This window comes from Streptomonospora wellingtoniae, from assembly GCF_031845375.1.
GTDB lineage: Bacteria > Actinomycetota > Actinomycetes > Streptosporangiales > Streptosporangiaceae > Streptomonospora > Streptomonospora wellingtoniae.
In genome coordinates this window covers 1-18,299 of sequence record NZ_JAVREK010000006.1, presented here as the reverse complement: position 1 = coordinate 18,299, position 18,299 = coordinate 1, and the positions used below count along the sequence as shown (strand labels likewise).

Below are 18,299 nucleotides of genomic sequence, written 5' to 3'. Positions count from 1 at the left end.
TCCTCGCGTTCCGGGCGGCACGCGGCCGCGCGGACGGTGACGTCGCACGAAGCTCGACCTACTGGAAGGCCGGAACGAGACAGTGGCGGTATCCAGCACCCACTCAGCTCAGACGGACGAGGGTTCAGCCCAGGCACCGGCCGCGGCCGAGGAGCCGACTGGCCTGCAGCGCCTCCGGGTGATCCTTGTCCTGGGCGCGCTCGTCGCGCTCGCCCCCCTCACGATCGACATGTACCTGCCCGCTCTGCCCGAGATCGGCCGGGATCTCCAGGCGCCGTCGTCGGCGGTGCAACTGACCCTCACCGGCACCCTCCTGGGCCTCGGCCTGGGACAACTGCTCATCGGCCCGCTCGCGGACTCGGTGGGCAGGCGGATCCCCCTGATCTCGGGAACCGTCCTGCACATCTGCGCCTCGCTGCTGTGCCTGGTGGCGCCGAACATCGCCGTGCTGGGCGTGCTGCGCGTCGTGCAGGGCGTGGGCGCGGCCGCGACGATGGTCGTGGCCCTGGCGGTGGTCCGCGACCTGTTCAGCGGCCGCGCCGCCGCCACGACCCTGTCGCGGCTGATGCTGGTCATGGGCGCGGCGCCCGTCCTCGCGCCGACCCTGGGCAGCACCGTCCTGGTCGCCGGGTCCTGGCGCTGGGTGTTCGGTGCCCTGGCCGTCCTCGGCGCCGCGCTGCTGGTGGTGGCCGTGCTGGCGCTGCGCGAGACGCTGCCCCCCGAGCGCCGGATCGCGGGCGAGGTACTGCCCGTCCTGCGCACCTACAGGTCGCTGCTGACCGACCGCGACTTCGTTGTCCTGGTCCTGGTGGCCTCGCTGGGCATGTCGGCCCTGTTCTCCTACGTCTCGGGCGCGTCGTTCGTACTGCAGGAGCAGTACGGGCTCGACCAGCAGCAGTTCGGGCTCGTCTTCGGCGCCGGCGCGATCGCCGTCATCGGCGCGTCCCAGCTCAACGTCGTGGTGCTCAACCGCCTCAGCGCCGAGCGGATCGTGCTCTACGCGCTGGTCGCGGCCGTGGCCTTCGGCGCCGTACTCATGGCCGTCGCCTTTACCGGCGCTGGCGGGATCGTCGGCCTGATGATCCCGCTGTGGTGCATGCTCGGCGCGGTCGGCTTCGTGATGCCCAACGCTCCGGCGCTGGCGCTCTCGCGGCACGGCGAGGCCGCCGGCACGGCCGCGGCGCTGCTGGGCGCGGGCCAGTTCGGACTGGGTGCGCTCATCGCTCCGCTGGTGGGCGTGCTGGGCAACGACGGGCCGGCCATGTCGACGATCATGACGGGAGGCGCCCTCGTGGCCCTCGCGCTGTTGGGGGTCTCGCTGATCAGCGGGCGCCGGGTGAGGAGCGCCGCCGTCGCGGGCTCCTGACCCGCACCTGCGGTCCGCCGCCGGACGCCCGGCCGGCGGCCGACCGTGCGCTCGACGGGGACCGTACCGGCGGCGGCCGGGGTGCTTCAGCCGAGCCCGGCGAAGAACTCCCGGATGTCGCCGGTGAGCACCTCGGGCGCTTGGTGCGCGGCGTAGTGCCCGCCGGTCCCGTAGGAGTTCCAGCGGACGAGCCCGGCGTGGTCGCGCTCGGCGAAGCGGCGGATGGAGATGAAGTCGCCCTCGAACATGGCCAGGGCCGTCGGCACGGTCGTCGGGCCCTCGGGCCTGACGTCGTCGCGGGCGTCCTCATAATAGAACCGGATCGACGAACCCGAGGTCCCGGTCAGCCAGTACAGGGCCACGTTGGCGACGACGAACTCGTCGTCCACAGTCTCGTCGAAGAGCTGCGACTGCCAGGCGAGCAGCCCCAGCGGCGAGTCCGCGAGAGCGTAGGCGAGCGTCTGCGGTTGTTGGCTGTGCAGGGCGTTGAACGAGAACTTGTTCTCGTAGAACCACTGAAGCCTCGCCAGGGCCGCCTGGTCCTCCTCGCTCAGGTCGGCCATCTCCGCGGGGTCGCCCGTGGGGAAGGAGAAGAGCTGGGTGACGTGCACGCCCTTCACCCTGTCCGGAACCATTCGCCCGATTTCGGGCGATACCATCGAGCCGCCGTCGTTGCCCACGGCACCGTAGGAGGAGTAGCCCAGCCGCTCCATCAGCTCGGCCCACGCACGCGCGGTGCGCTGCGTGCCCCAGCCCGCCTCGGTGGTGGGGCCGGAGAAGCCGAATCCCGGCAGCGAGGGGATCACCAGGTGGAAGGCCGGCGTGTCCGCGGAGTCGGGGTCGGTCAGCAGCGGGATGATGTCGAGGTACTCCAGCACGGATCCGGGCCAGCCGTGGGTGAGGATGAGCGGAAGGGCGTCGGCGCGGGGCGATCGGACGTGCAGGAAGTGGATGTTCTGGCCGTCGATCTCGGTCGTGAACTGCGGGTAGGAGTTCAGACGCCCCTCCACTGCCCGCCAGTCGAACTTCTCCAGCCAGTAGGCGGCCAGGCTGCGGACGCGGTCGACCGGCACGCCGTAGGCGTCGCCCGAACCGGGGATCTCCTGGGGCCACTGCGCACTGCGCAGCCGGTCGCGGAGGCCGTCCAGGGCGGTCTGGGGGATCTCGGCGCGGTAGGGGCGGATGCGGTCGGCGGACATGGTGACTCCTTCTGGAAGAACGGAACATTCTGTTCCGTTGTTGGTTCGACTATAGCAGAACGGAACGATCCGTTCCAGTGTTATGGTGGGGTCATGCCGAATCCGACCGAGGCCGCCGACCTCTCGGGGCGCCGCGCGCAGGCCGCGCGCAACGACTCCGCGATCGTCGACGCCGCCCGCGCCGTGTTTCTCGACGACCCCAAAGCCCCCGTCTCCGCCGTCGCCGCGCGCGCGGGGGTGGGGATAAGCGCCCTCTACCGCCGCTACGGAGGCAAGGAGGACCTGCTGCGCCAGGTCTGCCACGACGGCTTGCGCCGTTACATCGCCGAGGCCGAGCAGGCGCTGGCCGAGGACGACGACTGGCAGGCCTTCACCTCGTTCCTGTTCAGGATCGTCGACGCCGACGTGCACTCCCTGACCGTGCATCTGGCCGGATCGTTCGAGCCCACGGCCGAGATGGGGGCCGATGCCGCGCGCTCCGGCAAGCTGGCCGAGCGCCTGACGCGGCGCGGCCACCAGTCGGGGCGCCTGCGCTCCGACTTCACACCGGCCGACATCGTGCTCGTGCTCGAAGGATGTGCCGCCCTGCGGTTCCCCGATCCCGAGCGCACCCGCCGGCTGCGCAGGCGCTACCTGGCGCTGCAGCTCGCCGGGCTGGACACCGCGGCGGGAGCGGCACAGGACGCCGGGCTGCCCGGCCCGCCCGCGAGCGAAGAAGAGCTGGGCTGGCGCTGGCGCCGCTGAGCGCCGGTGGCGGATCGTGCGACGCCGTGCCAGAGCAGGGGGCCGCGGGTGCAGCATGCGGGCGCCCGCGGCCCCCTGTGTGCGGGTGCCCTGGAGAATCGCCGCCGCTCATCGGTCGAGGGGATTGACACCGGTCCTATTGCGCTGAATACTCAACCCATAAGTTGATAAACAACGAGGTTGAATACGATGGCCGATGACGAGCTGAGCGCGACGTTCGCGGCACTGGCCGATCCCACTCGCCGGGCCATCCTCGCCCGGTTGGCGCGGGGTGAGGCCACGGTCAACGAGCTCGCCGAACCGTTCGACATCAGCATGCAGGCGATTTCCAAGCACCTGAAGGTCCTGGAGCGAGCGGGGCTGATCTCCCGCGGTCGCGACGCGCAATGGCGGCCCTGCCGGCTGGAGCGGGCGCCGCTGGAGAGCGCGTCGGGCTGGATCGACCGCTACCGCGAGATCCAGCGTGACCGTATGGACCGTCTTGAGCGGGCCATTCGGGGGATCACGGGCGACGGGCACGGATGACGGACACGCTTGGCGCAGACAGGACCACAAGGCGCCGCACCGGGTAAAGGCACCGGGCCGGCGGGGCCGGCGCAGGGAGTGCGGAGAACGCGGAGAGGGAGCGGGATCATGACTGGCAGCACCGAGATCATCGTCGAGCCGGGTCGGCAGGACATCGTCATTACGCGGGTCTTCGACGCGCCGCGAGAGAAGGTCTTCGCGGCACTGACCGACCCCAGACTGGTCGCGCAGTGGTGGGGCGCCGGAGGCCCCGGCGAACTGGAGATCTCCGAGTTCGACGCCCGCCGCGGAGGCACCTACCGCAACATCAGCCGCGACGAGGAGGGTGTCGAGTACGCGTTCCGGGGCGTGTTCCACGAGGTCCTGGCCCCCGAGCGGCTCGTGCACACCTTCGAGTATGAGGGCATGCCCGGCCACGTGGCGCTGGAGTGCACGGACCTGGAGCAGCTCGAGGACGGCAGGACCAGGTACACGGAGCTCTCGGTCTACCAGTCGATCGAGGACCGCGACGGCATGGTCGCCTCGGGCATGGAACACGGCGCCCGCGCAGGGCTGGAGAAGCTCGCCGAGCTGGTCGAGTCCTCCTGAAGTCCGCGCCGCACCGGGCCGCCCGGCCGGCCCCACCGTTGATCTATTCCCAAAACAGCGGAGCTAGCACCTCTGACCTGGGCAAACGCACTCCATCGCGAGACGCCCACGAAATCCCGTTATCGTTCCGTGACATTCTCTGAAGTGGGTCTGGAGCGGGCCGGTTCACCCTCGTTTTATTCCTCCGGTACGGCCGACCAGAGGGAGGCCCCACACAGCTTGTAGCTATCGTGCAGGAAAACGATTTCCATTTGCGATAGCTACAAGATCAACGGGAGTGCGGGGCGTGGGGGCAGCCGGGGTCAGGCGGTGAACAGCGAGTCGGTGTCCGCGCCGATCGCGTCGAGGACACGGCCGGTGAAGTACACGGTGCCCAGCACCAGAACGCGCCGGCCCAGGCCCGCCAGCAGCTGCGGCGTCACCTCCTCGGCGCGCACGCGTCCCCAGTCGGCGGGCAGCGCGGCGGAGAACGACAGGTGGGCGTCGGGCAGCGCGGCCGCGGTGACGCGTTCGCCGGCGAGCGCGGCGACCGCGCCCTCCACGTCCTTGTGGTCGGGCAGGCACACCAGCACGTGGTCGACGCCTCCCCAGCGCCGCCGGGCGTGCTCCAGCGCGGCCGCCGCTCCCGCGCGCTCGATGGCGGAGTCGACGACCAGTTCGGTGGGCGCGGCGGCTGCGGCTGCGGCAGCAACGGCGCCGGCGGATGCGGGGCGGGTGCCGGGGGAGTTGCCGGCGCAGGGAGCGGTGGCGGGACCGGCGCCTGCCTCGGCGGAGTCGGCGGGCCGGGCGAGGACGTGGTGGGAGAGTCGGCCGGGCAAGCGGACACTCGCCAGCACCCGGCGCAGGCGTTCGGGCTCGGGCTCCTCCCGTCCGAGGGTGGCGAGCAGCCGCCGGGCGGACGCGCATCCCAGCTCGGCCGCCGGCCGCCCCAGGCCATCGGGCAGCACCGGGTCGCCAACCCCCGCCGTGCCCGGTTCCAGGCGCTCGGGCAGCACCCGGCCCCCGGTGCGCGCCCCGAGCGCGGCATGGGCCGCGGCCTCGGCTCCGGGCTCCAGCGGACCGTGGACGAACGCGCGCGTGCCCGGGCCGGCGGCCCCGGCCTTCTCCTCGGCGATCTGGGCGACCGTGTCTCCCAGAACGCCCAGGTGCTCGCCGAAGACGGTGGTCAGCGCGACCGCCGCCGGGTCGAACAGGCGTACCTCGTCGCCGCGGCCGCCCATGCCGGCTTCCATCACCAGCAGGTCGGCGCCCTGCTCGCGGGCGTAGAGGGCGCCCGCCGCCAGGAACAGCCCGCTGGGGGAGAGGTAGCCCGAGCGGGGCGGCGGCAGGCGCCCCGCGGCCTCGTCCAGCTTGTGGGCGAGTCGGGCGAGGTCGGACTCGCCGACTGCCCGCCCGCCGAGCCTGACGCGGTCGCGCGGCCCGCGGACGCCGGGACTGGTGACCGTCACGACGCGGGCGCCGGCCGCAGCCAGCGTCGCCGAGGCGTAGGCGGCGCAAGTCCCCTTGCCCTTGGAACCCACCACCGCCAGCACCGGCGTGTCGGGCGCGGGCAGGCCGAGAACGGCCAGCAGATCGGCCGCACGACCGATGTCTCGCCGCTCGCCCGGATTGCGCCGGAGCCACTCCCGGAAGAAGACCCCGGGTGCCTGCGCGACCACTCACGCCCCCGTTCCGCCTGCGCTGCGCGTGCCCGTCCGAACGGTACGCCCCGTGGAACCCCGCCCGTGGATCGCTCGACCGGCGGGCACGCGGTACGCGGCCGGTTGGCTCGGGCTCCGTCGGCCCCGTCTCCTCCCACCGCCCGCCGTCCTCGCCACCTTCCCGAGCAGTCGTGATCTGCGGCTCGGCAGGGGACCGCTCGGAGCGGCTATGCCGGCTTGCGGGCGCTCACCCGCTCGATGGCGCCGCCCTTCGAGCGCTCGTCGGACTCCACGATGAAGCCGTGCTCGCGCACCTGGACGATCGGTCGGCGCATGAAGCGCTCGCCGCTGCCGGGCTGGGTTCTGGCGGTGATCCATTCGACCGCGCGCAGGAACCAGCGCAGCGGCGGCATCGTCGGGCGCACGTGGTCGAGCAGCAGCAGGCGCCCGCCCGGACGCAGGACTCGGCGCATCTCGGCGACGGACGCGCCGACGTCGGGAACCGAGCACAGCGAGAGTGTGGCCACCACGGAGTCGAAGTGGGCGTCGGGAAACGGGAGGTGCTCGGCGTCGGCCTCGCGCAACGCTGCCACATTGTCCAAGCCCTGTGCGCGCCGCCTGGCGATGTCGAGCATCCGCGGGCTCAGGTCGATGCCCGTCAGCTCCACGTCCTCGGCATAGAGCTCCAGGTTGCGCCCGGTGCCGACGGCCACCTCCAGAGTCCGCCCCCGGGCCTGCCGGCATACCCACGAGCGGCCGTCGCCGACCGCCATCCGCTCGATTCGGTCCATCCCCCGGTCATAAGTGGGGGCCTGGCCGTTCCAGTGCGTGCGCATCGCGTCCAGCACGGCGTCCGGATCGTGGGGCCGCCGGGAGTTCGAGTTCCCGGAGTCGGGTCGGGGCATGGCCGATTCCGTTCCGTCGCAGGGTGGCGGAGGACGCCAGTGGTAGCACCGGTGTACCGCTCTTACCGGGGCAACGCAACGACGGGGCGGCCGGTTCCGCGCGTCGCCGACTCGCCGACTGGCCGACCCCGCATGCCGTGGCAGGCGGACCCCGGCGGAGCGGTCGGCGGCCGCCATGCATCGGACCCGCCTGCGTTCCCGCGGTCCGCAGCCCTGGCCTGAAACGTCCGGAAGGGGACACACCCTGCCGCGAACCTCCGGGGACCGGCGCGGGGAGCCGCCCGCCCGTTAGTCTGGCGGACCATCGGCCGGCCCGTTCCAAGTTGAGCCGACCAAGCAGGCCGGGCTCGCGGGAGCACCGCCCGCCCGCACCACAGGGGAGGACGCCGTCGACTCCGCGCATGTTCCGTGGCCGCCCGCGACACCGGGCCTGCTGCGGCTGCCGTCGGGCAGGACCGTCCGGGGCCGCGCGATGCGCCGCCCCCTCCCCGCAGGCCCTGAACCGGACTTCGGCCTCTATCTGCGCTCCACCCTGCCCCGGTCGGTGGCCTGGGAGTCCGTCTGGCTCCGTTGGCCGGACATGTGGCTGCCCGCCGACCGGGCCGCCGCCCGCGAGGCCCTGCACGACGCGTGGTGGCGCGCCTCCACCCAGCGCGTCGAGGTCGCATGCCGCGGCGGTCGCGGGCGCACCGGCACCGCCTTGGCCTGCCTCGCCGTCCTGGACGGCGTGCCGCCGCGCGCCGCCGTCGCCTACGTCCGCGAGCACTACGCGCCTCGGGCCGTGGAGACTCCATGGCAGCGCGCCTACGTCACGGCCTTCGGCTGACATCGGCCCGGACGCGGTGGGGCGGCCGTCGGCGCGTCCCGTGTCCGTTCCCGCGCGTGTCCGGAGTTTCGGCGGTCGGACCGCGGAGGCCGCGCCGACCGGCTCTCCCGCAGCCGGCGCCACGACCGACCCGTCACCGACCCCCTGACCGACCGACCGCCGACCGGGGGTCAGGTCGAAAGGCCGGAGCCCGCCACCATGCGGGTGGTGACCGAGATCCGGTTCCAGGCGTTGATGGTCGCGATCGCCACGACCAGGGAGGCGAGCGTCGGCTCGTCGTAGTGGCGGGCGGCCTCCTGCCACACCGGGTCGGGCACCGGCTCGGGCCGGTCGGCCAGGCGGGTGGCCTCCTCGGCCACGGCGAGGGCCGCGCGCTCGGCCGCGGTGAACAGGGGCGACTCGCGCCAGGCCGCCACCGCGAACAGCCGCTCGTCGCTCTCGCCGGCCTTCTGCGCGTGCTTGCTGTGCAGGTCGACGCAGAAGGCGCAGCCGTTGATCTGGCTGGCGCGCAGCTTGACCAGGTTGAGAGTGGCCCCCGGTAGCGGGCTCTGCGCCAGGTACCGCTCCAGCTGCGCCATCGCCTCGTAGGCGGTCGGCGCCTGCTCGAAGACGTTCACGCGTTCGGTCATCGAAGCTCCTTTGCTCCATCGCTCATCTGCTTTGCAGGCTCGCCGGACATCGCCTGGTCGACGCCCGGCTCCGGCACCTGCGGTCTCGGACCCGGAACCGGACTCGTGGACTGCGCGATCGGCCACAGTCCCGGCTCAGGCGTAGCCGCGGCCCTCCCCGCAGCCGTCGCCGTGGCGGTGGCAGCCGGTCCCACCGGCCCATTTCAGCTTCTCCGGGTTCCGCACGCTGGCGATCTCGACAATCCGGCCGCCGGATACGGCGAACGCGATGACGCTGTCGGTGTGCCCGTCGATCTCTCCGACCAGCCCCGGGCGCCCGTTGACCGTGGCCGGGCGCAGCACCAGCGCAGCGCCGTAGCGGTTCTGGATACCCAGCATGTAGCGCGCCACTTTGCGCGCTCCCAGGATCGGACGGAGCGAGCTACGCACCACCCCGCCTCCGTCGGAGCGCATGACGACGTCCGGATCCAGCACCGCGACCAGTCTGTCCAGGTCGCCGCCGCGCACCGCCGCCAGGAACGCGTCGACGATCCTGCGGTGCTCGTCGGTGTCGACGTCGAAGCGCGGCGCCCGCTCGGTGACGTGCTTGCGGGCGCGTGCGGCGAGCTGGCGGCAGGCGGTCGGCGTACGCCCTACCGCCTTCCCCACTTCGGCGAAGGACAGGCCGAACACGTCGTGCAGCACGAACGCCGTGCGTTCAGCGGGGGAGAGGGACTCCAGCACCACCAGCATCGCCATGCTCATCGACTCGTCCAGGGTGACCCGGTCCGCGGGGTCGCCGTGCTGGACCAGCGGCTCGGGCAGCCACTCGCCGACGTACTCCTCCCTGCGGCGGCGCGCCGAGCGCAGGGTGTCCAGGGCGAGCCGGGAGACGGTGGTCACCAGCCAGGCCGCGACGTCGCGGATCTCCTCCTGCTCCGCGTCGCGCCGGGCGCGGTCCAGCCGCAGCCATGCGTCCTGAACCGCGTCCTCGGCTTCCTCGACGCTGCCCAGCAGCGAGTAGGCGACCGACAGCAGGCGCGGACGCAGGGCACGGTACTCGGCGGCGTGCTCGGCGGCGGTGTTGGGTTCGCTGTCCACGTCTGGAAGACGAAACGGCGGGTTCCCGTGTGACATCGGCCTGGTCCCTCCCCGGGCTCCGTCGGCCATTATCCGGGAACCGTCTCCTCTCTCGATTCCGGCGTGGAAAGGCGGTGGCGCGTTGACGCGGCGAGCATCGAAGAGCGAATGTGGTATCTGGTATAGACCGGACCGTACCGCACTGGTGCGCCCACAGGCGCCCCGAGCCGGAGGCCCGGACGGACCGTCCGTGTCCGGCCGACGGGAGCGGCCGGGCCGGCCGCCCGCTGCTCGCAGCGGACACGCCACCACAACCACGCCGAAAGGAACCCATGACCGAGGAAGCGGACTTCGGAGCGCTGATGCGCGATCGGCTCGCGCTCGTCCAGGAGCGCAACGCCGCGGCGCTGGCCGAGGTCGCCGACGTGCTGATGGAGCGGGTGGTCGAGGGCGCCGGGGTCGCCCTCGCCGCGGGAGCGGGCCATTCCTTCAACGCCGTCACCGAGGCCTTCTACCGTGCTGGAGGGCTTGCCACAGTGAAACCGCTGCATGCGCCGGAGCTGCTGCCGGTCAACGGCGCCTCCTCCAGCACCGCGGCCGAGCGGAAGCGTGGACTCGCCGCCGAGGTTCTGGCCCGCGCCAAGCCGGAGGCGGGTGATGTGCTGTTCATCTTCTCCACCTCGGGCGTCAACTTCTATCCGGTCGAGATGGCGCGCGAGGCGGCCGACCGCAGAATCCCCGTCGTCGCCGTCACCTCGCGCGAGTGCAATGCCGCGGCGCCCCCGCGCGCCGGCAGCACGCTCAGTGAGGAGGCCGACCACGTGCTCGACACGTGCGTGCGCCCCGGCGACGTCTCCTACCCGCCCGAGAGCCCTGAGACCGGCGCCGTGTCCAGCCTGGCCAACGCCTTCCTGTGGAACCTGCTGCTCGCCGAGCTGCACTCCCGTGCCGCCGCGGCCGGAATCGGCCTGCCGCTGTGGCGCTCCTCCAACATGCCCGGTGGAGACGAGGCCAACGCCGGCCTGCTGGAGCGCTACCGGTCGCGCGTGCCCGAACTGGGGTGAGCATCGGGCGCCGGGCGGTGGCACCGCGGCGCCCGACCTCTGAAGGCCCGCGCCGCACCGCGTCCGGCCACCGCCCGGCGTCCCCGCTTGCTGCTAGAAAGGGACACTGCGGCGGTGCCCCTCGGCTCCACGCACCGCCGGCGCACGTGCAGCCCTCCACCTCCCAGGGGTCATGCGATGAACCGTCCCGGCGACGACGCCTCCGACCGATCCGCAGCAGTCCCGCCGGTCGACACTGCCCAGATCCCCGACGTCGACACGACCGTCCCCCACACGGGCCGCGTATGGAACTACTGGCTCGGCGGCGAGGACAACTTCGCCGCCGACCGCGAACTCGGCGACCGCATCCGCGAGTTCCTGCCCACGGTCGTCGAGCTCGCCCGCGCCGACCGCGACTTCCTCGGCCGTGCCGTCGCGCACCTGGTCGCCGAGGCCGGGATCCGCCAGTTCCTCGATGTCGGCAGCGGTCTGCCCACTGCGGACAACACCCACGAGGTGGCGCAGGCGTCCGCGCCCGAGGCGCGCATCGTCTACGTCGACAACGACCCGCTGATCCACGCGCACGCCCGCGCACTGCTCGCGGGCACCCGCGAGGGCGCCACCGACTACGTACACGCCGACCTGCGCGACCCCGGCGCCGTGCTGCACGCCGCATCCAGAACGCTCGACTTGAGCCGACCGGTCGCGCTGACCCTGCTCGGCGTCGTCGAGCACATCCCCGACGACCAGCGCCCCTACGAGATCGTCGAGCGCCTGGTGGAGGCGCTGCCCTCCGGCAGCTACCTGACCCTCGCCCACGACACCAGCGTCGTGCACGGCGAGGTCTCCGAAGAGGCGGTGCGCCGGTGGAACGAGAGCGCCACGCCGGGCATCACGCTGCGCAGCCCGGCGCAGATCCGCGGCTTCTTCACGGGGCTGGAGATCCTGGAACCCGGCGTCGTGTCGACCTCGCGCTGGCGGCCCGCGCCCACCGCCGACGGCGGTGCGCCGCCCGAGGTCGACGCATTCTGCGCCGTGGGTCGCAAGCCCTGAGCCGCGCCGCCGGCCGACCGGGCGCTCCGCCGCCGGCGCCGAGCCGGCCTGAAGCCGCGCGCTCCGACGCCCGGTCCGCGCCCGCGGCTTCGCGCCGTGCGCGGACACGGCCTGTGCACGACGCCCCTAGTACCCGCTCACAGCCGCGCCGTGCCGGCCGGCGGGCTGCCGCCCGGGACCCGGACGCCATCGGGTCCCGGGCGGTCGCCGGTACTCAGTCGGCGCGCTCCTCGGTGCGGTCGCCGCCCCAGAGCGTGTGGAAGACGCCGTCGCGGTCGACCCGGCTGTAGGTGTGCGCCCCGAAGAAGTCGCGCTGCGCCTGGGTGAGGGCGGCCGGCAGTCGGCCCGCGCGCAGCGCGTCGTAGTACGCCAGCGCCGCGGAGAACCCGGGCGCCGGGATCCCGTGGCGCAGGGCCGTGGCCGCGACGGCCCGCCAGTCGCCCTGGGCGCGGCCGATCTCCGCGGCGAAGTCGGCGTCGGCCAGCAGCGTCTCCAGGCCCGGATCGGCGGCATAGGCTGCGCGGATGCGGTCCAGGAACGCCGCCCGGATGATGCACCCGCCGCGCCAGATCGCCGCAATCGCGCCCAAGTCGAGGTCCCAGCCGTACTCCTCGGCGCCGGCGCGCAGCATGTGCCAGCCCTGGGCGTAGGAGACCAGCTTCGACGCGTAGAGGGCCTGCTCGACCTGGTCCGCGAACCGGCCGGCGGCATCGGTGCCCATGGCCTCGGCGCGGGGGCCGGGCAGGGCGGCGCTCGCCGCGCGCAGGCCGGTGTGGCCGGACAGGGAGCGCGCGAACACGGCCTCGGCGATGCCCGAGACCGGCACACCCAGCTCCAGCGCGGTCTGCACGGTCCAGCGCCCGGTGCCCTTCTGCTCGGCGCGGTCGGCGACCGCGTCGACGAACGGGGCTCCCGTCCCGGCGTCGGTGTGGGCCAGCACCTCGGCCGAGACCTCCATCAGGTAGGAGTCCAGCCGCCCGCCGTTCCAGGTCCGAAACACCTCGGCGATCTGCCCGGGGCTGTAGCCGGCGACGTCGCGAAGCAGGTGGTAGGCCTCGCCGATGAGCTGCATGTCGGCGTACTCGATGCCGTTGTGCACCATCTTGACGAAGTGGCCGGCGCCGTCGGTGCCGACATGGGTCGTACAGGGTGAGCCGTCGTCCGCCTTGGCGGCGATGCCCTCCAGCATCGGGGCCAGCGAGTCGTAGGCCTCGGCGGACCCGCCGGGCATGATGCTGGGTCCGTGCAGCGCGCCTTCCTCGCCGCCGGAGATCCCGGCGCCGACGAAGTGGATGCCGCGCTCGCGTAGCTCGCGCTCGCGGCGGCGGGTGTCGGCGAAGTGGGCGTTGCCGCCGTCGACGATGACGTCGCCCTCCTCCAGCAGCGGGGCGAACTCGGCGATGACGGCGTCGGTCGCCTCACCCGCCTTGACCATGGTGATCAGCCGCCGGGGCCGCTTCAGCGAGTCGACGAACTCCTTCGCCGACTCGGCGGGCCGGAAGGAGCCCTCACCGCCGAACTCCTCCACGAGAGCGCGGGTCCGGGCGGGCGTGCGGTTGTGCACCGCGACCGAGTACCCGCTGCGGGCCAGGTTGCGCGCGAGGTTGCGGCCCATAACGGCCAGGCCGGTGACGCCGATGTCGGCCGATGTGCTCATAGCTGCCCCCTGCTGGACGTGTGCGGTCCCCGGAGCCCGGAGCCCGGAGGCCGGTTCATGCGCCTGTGTGCGTCTGCACCTTAGGCGCTGCCCGCGCGCGGACGCGCGATGCGCGGAAGGTGTCGCGCAGTGGCGGGTGACGCGTGCGCGGGTGGGACGCCGACGCGAGGGGGACCCGGGCGGGGCGAGGCCGCGGCGGTGTGTAGGGTGCCCGCGCGGCCGCGCACCCGCGCCGCGCGTGCGCGGATGCCCGCCGTGCGGCGAAGACCTGCGCCGCCCCGCTCCGCGCACGGCTGAACCGTCCAGAAAGGTTCGGATGTCCGACCGAACAGTCCCCGCCGCCCCCCTGCGCCTGCGCGAGCCCGAAGCGGCCGCCCGGGCGCACGGCGATTTGCGGATCGCGCTCCTCGCCGAGGGCCTGCGCACCGGCGACCCGGTCGCCGACGCCGCCTTCGCCGACCTGTCCGCCGACGGCGCCGCGGCGCGCCGCACACTCGCCGCAGGCCTGCGCGACGGGCTCGCTTCGCTGCAGGAGGTGCCCGACGGGATCGCGGAGCTGCTGCGGGAGTCGGAAGAGGCGGTCGCCGCGGCGGACGGGGAGCTGCTGCAGCGGGGCGACGTCGCCAGCATCGCCGTCGATCCGTTCTGGAGCAGGATCGCGCTCGCACTGGGGTCGCTGGTGCACACCTACAGCGCTCCGGCGATCGCCCGGGTCCTCATCGGCACCGGCAAGCTCACCGAGTCCGCCGGGCGGCGGCTCGGCGAGACGGGGCTGTGGCGCACCAACGCGATCCTGCCCGGCGGCCTCCTGCGCGGCGCGCCCGGCTACGTCGACACCGTCCAGGTCCGCCTGCTGCACGCCCGCGTCCGTGCCTCCGCCCAGCGGCGCGGGTGGGACGCCGAGCGGTGGGGCGTGCCCATCAACCAAGCCGACGCCGCGCGCACCTGGCTCGACTTCACCGTCGTTCCCTTCCGCGCGCTGGAGAAGGTCGGCATCGTGCTGACCGAGGACGAGGAGCGCGACCTCTACCGCTACTGGCGCCACCTGGCCGCGCTGCTGGGCGTGGACCCGCGCTTCTGCGCCGACGTGGTCGACCACGCCTCGGCCGAGCGGCTGCTCGGGCTGCTTGAGACGGCCAACGACCGGCCCGACGAGACCGCGGGCGCCCTCGTGCACGCCCTGCTGGACGCGCTGGCCACCGGGCCCCTGGGCTCGGTGCTGCCGCTGCAGGGCGACGCCGTCCGGCGGCTGCTGGACGCGCTGACCCGGCTGATCCAGGGCGATGAGCTCGCCGACGCGCTGGGCCTCGGCGCCGAGGACGCGACACCCTATGTCCCGCTGATGGCGATGGCCAACGCCCAGGTCCGCCGCTGGGAGCGGGCCGGCGGCGAGTCGTGGCGGCAGGCGCTGGCCGAGCACACCGAGTACCGCCGCGGCGAGTTCGCGTACCTTCCGGGCACCCAGTACCGCGACGAGGCGGTCGGGGAGTCCGGGCAGGCCTGAACGCTCCGCTGGCCGCCTCCGGCCAGCGGAGCGACGCCGCTCGGCGCGGTCATCTAGCGTTGCGCAGCAGGGCCGTCCTGCCGTTCCGGGCAGGGCGCGGGCGCGCCGCCGGATTCCGTCCATCCGGCGGCGCGCCCGTCCCCTCCGGCGAAGCCCTCCCCGCCGCTCCCGGACGACGCTCGCGCATCCCGGGCCGCCGCGCCGCCGAGTCTCCTCTGCGTCCCCTGCCTTCCCGGCCTCCTCGACCCGCCGATCCGGTTTCCTTGACGGAAAGCGGATCCGCTTTCTATGATGGAAAGCGGAATGACGTCGATGTGGGAGGAGCGGTATGGACAGCGAGCAGGAGGCGCGCGCCGCGCTGGCGGACGTGCGGCAGCGCCGGGAGTCGGTCGAGTCCGAGCTCAGCCGCAACCGTCCCCTGTGGTGGATGGACCTCCTCTACGCCCTGGGCTTCTACCTCGTCCTGGCGAGCGTCGAACTGGGCACGGGGCTGTCGGTCCTCCTGGCCGGCCTCGGGTTCGGGCTGCTCCTGCTGGCCGTGGTGCTGGGCATCCGGCGGGCCGCGCGGGGCGCCGTGAGCAGTCCGCGCCGCGTATGGACGCCCGCCCGCCTGGCGGGCACGGTCGTGTGGCTGGCGGCGATGTTCGCGGTGTTCTGGGCGTCGCAGCAGGTCGCCGAAGTGTTCCTGCCGGAGTGGGCCGCCCCGCTGCCCGCGGCGGTACCGGCGGCAGTGCTGTCCTGGTTCTTCGTGCGCTGGCTGGGCCGGATCGGCTTCGGCCGGCGGGAGCCGGCCGCGAAGGGGGCGCTCTAGTGCCCGAGCCGCGGTTCGACGAGCTCATCCACGCCTCCACGCGGCTGTCGGTCATGGCCATGGCGGCCGCGGGCACGGGGGTGGAGTTCCGGTTCATCCGCGATCAGGTGGGCGTCAGCGACTCCGTCCTGTCCAAGCACCTCAGCGCGCTGGAGTCGGCCGGCTACCTCACGGTGCGCAAGATCGACCTGGGGCGCGGATGGCGGCGCACGCTGGTGGACATCACCGAGCAGGGCGACGCCGCCTTCCAGGGCCACGTCGCCGCACTGGACGCCATCATCGGCCCCTCGGCCGGGCGTTCCCCCGCCGCCGGCGCGGACGATTACGCCGGCGGCGGGGACGCGCACGGGCGGGAGCCGGACGGCGCGCAGGGATAAGAGAGCCCGGCGCGCCGCCGGGTGCCTCCGCAGCGCGTCCTCCGCGGCCGCCGCCGCCCGCCTCCGGGCACCACTAGGATTTCCACGGCACGAAACGGCGGCCGGATCCGGGGGGACACGTGAGCAGCGAGGGAAGCACGAAGGCGATCGTCGCGGCGCTGGGCGCCAACCTGGGCATCGCCGTCACCAAGTTCGTCGCGTTCCTGCTGACAAGCTCCTCGGCGATGCTTGCCGAGTCCATCCACTCCGTGGCCGACTCCGGCAACCAGGCGCTGCTGCTCGTCGGCGGCAGGCGCGCCAAGCGCCGCGCCGACCCCGAGCATCCCTTCGGTTACGGCCAGGAGCGCTACCTTTACGCGTTCCTCGTCGCGATCGTGCTGTTCAGCCTGGGCGGGCTGTTCGCGCTCTACGAGGCCTGGCACAAGATCTCCGAACCCCACCCCATCGAGTCCTGGCAGTGGGTTCCGGTGGTCGTGCTCGTGGTCGCGATCGGCCTGGAGTCGCTGTCCCTGCGCACCGCCGTCCGCGAGTCGAACGCGGTGCGCGGCAACGCGGGCTGGGTGCGCTTCGTGCGCCGCTCCAAGTCGCCGGAGCTGCCGGTCGTCCTGCTGGAGGACCTCGGCGCGCTGCTCGGCCTGGTCTTCGCGCTGGTGGGTGTCGGCCTGACCCTCATCACCGGCAACGGCGTCTGGGACGGTGTCGGCACCGCCGCCATCGGCGTCCTGCTGGTCGTGATCGCGATCGTGCTGGCGGCGGAGGTCAAGAGCCTGCTCATCGGGGAGTCCGCGACCCCCGAGGACCTGCGCCGCATCCGCGAGGCGCTGGTGGCCGTCCCCGACGTCGAGACCGTCATCCACATGCGCACCCTGCACATGGGCCCCGAGGACCTGCTGGTCGCCGCCAAGATCGCCGTCGGCCCCGAGGACAGCGCCGCCGACGTCGCGCGCGCCATCGACGCCGCCGAGGAGCGCATCCGCGCGGCCGTGCCCATCGCCGGGCACATCTACATCGAGCCCGACCTGCTGCGCGCCGGCGCCCCCGCCGACCCTGCGGCGCCCGACGCCCCGTCCACAGGCGAGGGCTCCGGCAGCGGGGACGCCCCCTCCGCCGGCTAGCCCGTCGGCGCCAGGAAGGTGTGCCGACCACGTAGGCCGAACATCCCCGCGCCCTCGAATCCGACGGTGCTCCCGGCGGCGGATCAGGTCGGCCCCGGGCTTCAGGCGGGGCGGCGTCCCACCCCGGCGCGGCCGCCACCGGGCGCGGCCGGAACCGGTCACGCGGCACGTGGGTCGGAACCCGCCGTGTGGCCGCGGGGTCGGATTGTTCATGGAGGCGAAGACACACCGGCCCCAGCCGGCCGGACGCAACGGGAGGAAGACACTCGCGCGGATGCTGGGAGCGGGGGCGGCTGCCGCGGCGGTCGCCGCGGCGCCCGTGGCAGCGTTGCCGGCTGCGGCCGACGCGGCGGGGTCCGAGCGGACGATCACCGAGTTCGCCGCCGACATCACCGTCACCGAGGACGGGGAGGTGCGGGTCCGCGAGGAGTTGACCTACCGCCTCGGCGACACGCCGGGCGACGCGGTGGAGCGGTGGCTGCCGCACAGCGGCGAGATCGACGGCGAGGAGCGCGACTTCGGTCTGGTGGACCTGGCCGTGGCGGACTCCGGCGGAGTCGACGCCGTCAGCACCTACTCCAGCGGCGACTCCGACGTCGCCGCCATCGGAGAGGACACCGGTGACGCCCAACTCACCGGCGAGAAGACCTTCGTCTACACCTACACCTACACCAGCCTCCTCACCTCCGCCTCCGCCTCCGACGCCGCCGAGCGCCCCCGGCTGTTCCAGGACGTCGTGGGCAGCGGCTGGGAGGTCCCCGTCGAGTCGGCGCGGGCCCAGGTGCACACGCCGGGAGGCATCGAGAGTGCGGAGTGCTACGCGGGCGAGCCCTCCTCGGAGGACTCCTGCGAGTCCTCCGACGTCCAGGGCGGCGATGCGGCGTTCACCAGCGGGCGCGTCGATCCCGGGGAGGCCTTCAGCGTCGACCTCGAACTGGAGGCGGACTCGGCACGCATCCCCGAGGCGGCCGAGGAGCCGGGGGAGTTCTTCCTTTCGGGAGGAACGGGGACGGCCCTCCTCGCGGCCGGGATCCTCGTCGCGGTCGTCGTCTTCATCAACTTCATCCTCTGGGCCGCCAACGGCGGGCAGAGCACCGGCGCCCACAGCCGCCGCGGCGGCTTCGGGGGCGGCTTCGGTGGTGGAGCCGGCGGAGCCGGTGGCGGCGGAGGCGGAGGCGGAGGCGGAGGCGGAGGGGGTGGCGGAGGCGCCGGCGGCGGCGGTGGCGGGGGAGGCGGCGGTTGATGCGCTCCTCGTACA

General features: G+C 73.4%; 18 protein-coding genes. 12 read left to right on the top strand and 6 right to left on the bottom strand.

The features are described 5' to 3' along the window. The first annotated feature begins 178 nt into the window (after window positions 1-178). Complete coding sequence (locus tag RM446_RS07850) at window positions 179-1,366, top strand: multidrug effflux MFS transporter (protein ID WP_311544508.1); 1,188 nt, start codon at window positions 179-181, stop codon at window positions 1,364-1,366. Between the two features lie 86 nt (window positions 1,367-1,452). Here the strand turns inward: RM446_RS07850 and RM446_RS07845 are convergent, their stop codons facing one another. After that, window positions 1,453-2,565, bottom strand: a complete 1,113-nt coding sequence (locus tag RM446_RS07845) for an epoxide hydrolase family protein (protein WP_311544507.1) — start codon at window positions 2,563-2,565, stop codon at window positions 1,453-1,455. 93 nt (window positions 2,566-2,658) lie between these two features. Here RM446_RS07845 and RM446_RS07840 point away from each other — a divergent pair, with 93 nt between their 5' ends. The 3 genes from RM446_RS07840 to RM446_RS07830 all read left to right on the top strand — a co-directional run bounded on the left by RM446_RS07840 (window position 2,659) and on the right by RM446_RS07830 (window position 4,422). Beyond that, complete coding sequence (locus RM446_RS07840; protein ID WP_311544506.1) at window positions 2,659-3,309, top strand: TetR/AcrR family transcriptional regulator; 651 nt, start codon at window positions 2,659-2,661, stop codon at window positions 3,307-3,309. Between the two features lie 189 nt (window positions 3,310-3,498). Then, a complete protein-coding gene (locus RM446_RS07835) occupies window positions 3,499-3,834 on the top strand; it encodes an ArsR/SmtB family transcription factor (RefSeq protein WP_311544505.1) in 336 nt (111 codons plus the stop codon). A 108-nt stretch (window positions 3,835-3,942) separates the two neighbouring features. Further along, a complete protein-coding gene (locus RM446_RS07830; protein WP_311544504.1) occupies window positions 3,943-4,422 on the top strand; it encodes an SRPBCC family protein in 480 nt (159 codons plus the stop codon). Between the two features lie 302 nt (window positions 4,423-4,724). On the opposite strand, the gene RM446_RS07825 is transcribed toward RM446_RS07830, so the two are convergent. Further along, a complete protein-coding gene (locus RM446_RS07825; protein ID WP_311544503.1) occupies window positions 4,725-6,080 on the bottom strand; it encodes a hypothetical protein in 1,356 nt (451 codons plus the stop codon). 209 nt (window positions 6,081-6,289) lie between these two features. Next, window positions 6,290-6,967: a class I SAM-dependent methyltransferase gene (locus RM446_RS07820; RefSeq protein ID WP_311544502.1), complete on the bottom strand. Its 678-nt coding sequence runs from the start codon at window positions 6,965-6,967 to the stop codon at window positions 6,290-6,292. Between the two features lie 472 nt (window positions 6,968-7,439). Between RM446_RS07820 and RM446_RS07815 the strand changes: the two genes are divergently transcribed. Continuing rightward, window positions 7,440-7,793, top strand: a complete 354-nt coding sequence (locus RM446_RS07815) for a protein-tyrosine phosphatase family protein (RefSeq protein ID WP_311544501.1) — start codon at window positions 7,440-7,442, stop codon at window positions 7,791-7,793. 170 nt (window positions 7,794-7,963) lie between these two features. On the opposite strand, the gene RM446_RS07810 is transcribed toward RM446_RS07815, so the two are convergent. After that, window positions 7,964-8,422 (bottom strand): carboxymuconolactone decarboxylase family protein, encoded by a 459-nt coding sequence (locus RM446_RS07810; RefSeq protein ID WP_311544500.1) that lies wholly within the window; start codon window positions 8,420-8,422, stop codon window positions 7,964-7,966. Between the two features lie 135 nt (window positions 8,423-8,557). Further along, window positions 8,558-9,502, bottom strand: a complete 945-nt coding sequence (locus RM446_RS07805) for a sigma-70 family RNA polymerase sigma factor (protein WP_311544499.1) — start codon at window positions 9,500-9,502, stop codon at window positions 8,558-8,560. A 311-nt stretch (window positions 9,503-9,813) separates the two neighbouring features. Here RM446_RS07805 and RM446_RS07800 point away from each other — a divergent pair, with 311 nt between their 5' ends. Next, on the top strand, window positions 9,814-10,545 hold the full coding sequence (locus RM446_RS07800) for a sugar isomerase domain-containing protein (protein WP_311544498.1): 732 nt from the start codon (window positions 9,814-9,816) through the stop codon (window positions 10,543-10,545). A gap of 177 nt (window positions 10,546-10,722) precedes the next feature. Continuing rightward, window positions 10,723-11,577: an SAM-dependent methyltransferase gene (locus RM446_RS07795; RefSeq protein WP_311544497.1), complete on the top strand. Its 855-nt coding sequence runs from the start codon at window positions 10,723-10,725 to the stop codon at window positions 11,575-11,577. 214 nt (window positions 11,578-11,791) lie between these two features. Here the strand turns inward: RM446_RS07795 and gndA are convergent, their stop codons facing one another. Continuing rightward, the gene (gndA, locus tag RM446_RS07790) at window positions 11,792-13,234 is read right to left on the bottom strand and encodes an NADP-dependent phosphogluconate dehydrogenase (protein ID WP_311544496.1); all 1,443 of its coding nucleotides are present in this window, start codon (window positions 13,232-13,234) and stop codon (window positions 11,792-11,794) included. A 316-nt stretch (window positions 13,235-13,550) separates the two neighbouring features. On the opposite strand from gndA, the gene RM446_RS07785 reads away from it, so the two are divergent. From RM446_RS07785 to RM446_RS07765, 5 genes are all read left to right on the top strand, one after another. Continuing rightward, window positions 13,551-14,738 carry an oxygenase MpaB family protein gene (locus RM446_RS07785; RefSeq protein ID WP_311544495.1) on the top strand — a complete coding sequence of 396 codons (1,188 nt, stop codon included), beginning with the start codon at window positions 13,551-13,553 and terminating at the stop codon, window positions 14,736-14,738. 328 nt (window positions 14,739-15,066) lie between these two features. After that, window positions 15,067-15,549: a hypothetical protein gene (locus RM446_RS07780; RefSeq protein WP_311544494.1), complete on the top strand. Its 483-nt coding sequence runs from the start codon at window positions 15,067-15,069 to the stop codon at window positions 15,547-15,549. Further along, on the top strand, window positions 15,549-15,926 hold the full coding sequence (locus tag RM446_RS07775) for a winged helix-turn-helix domain-containing protein (RefSeq protein WP_311544493.1): 378 nt from the start codon (window positions 15,549-15,551) through the stop codon (window positions 15,924-15,926). Before RM446_RS07780 ends, RM446_RS07775 begins: the two co-directional genes overlap by 1 nt. 119 nt (window positions 15,927-16,045) lie before the next feature. Continuing rightward, a complete protein-coding gene (locus tag RM446_RS07770; RefSeq protein WP_311544492.1) occupies window positions 16,046-17,041 on the top strand; it encodes a cation diffusion facilitator family transporter in 996 nt (331 codons plus the stop codon). 211 nt (window positions 17,042-17,252) lie between these two features. Next, window positions 17,253-18,284: a DUF2207 domain-containing protein gene (locus tag RM446_RS07765; protein ID WP_311544491.1), complete on the top strand. Its 1,032-nt coding sequence runs from the start codon at window positions 17,253-17,255 to the stop codon at window positions 18,282-18,284. Window positions 18,285-18,299 lie beyond the last annotated feature (15 nt).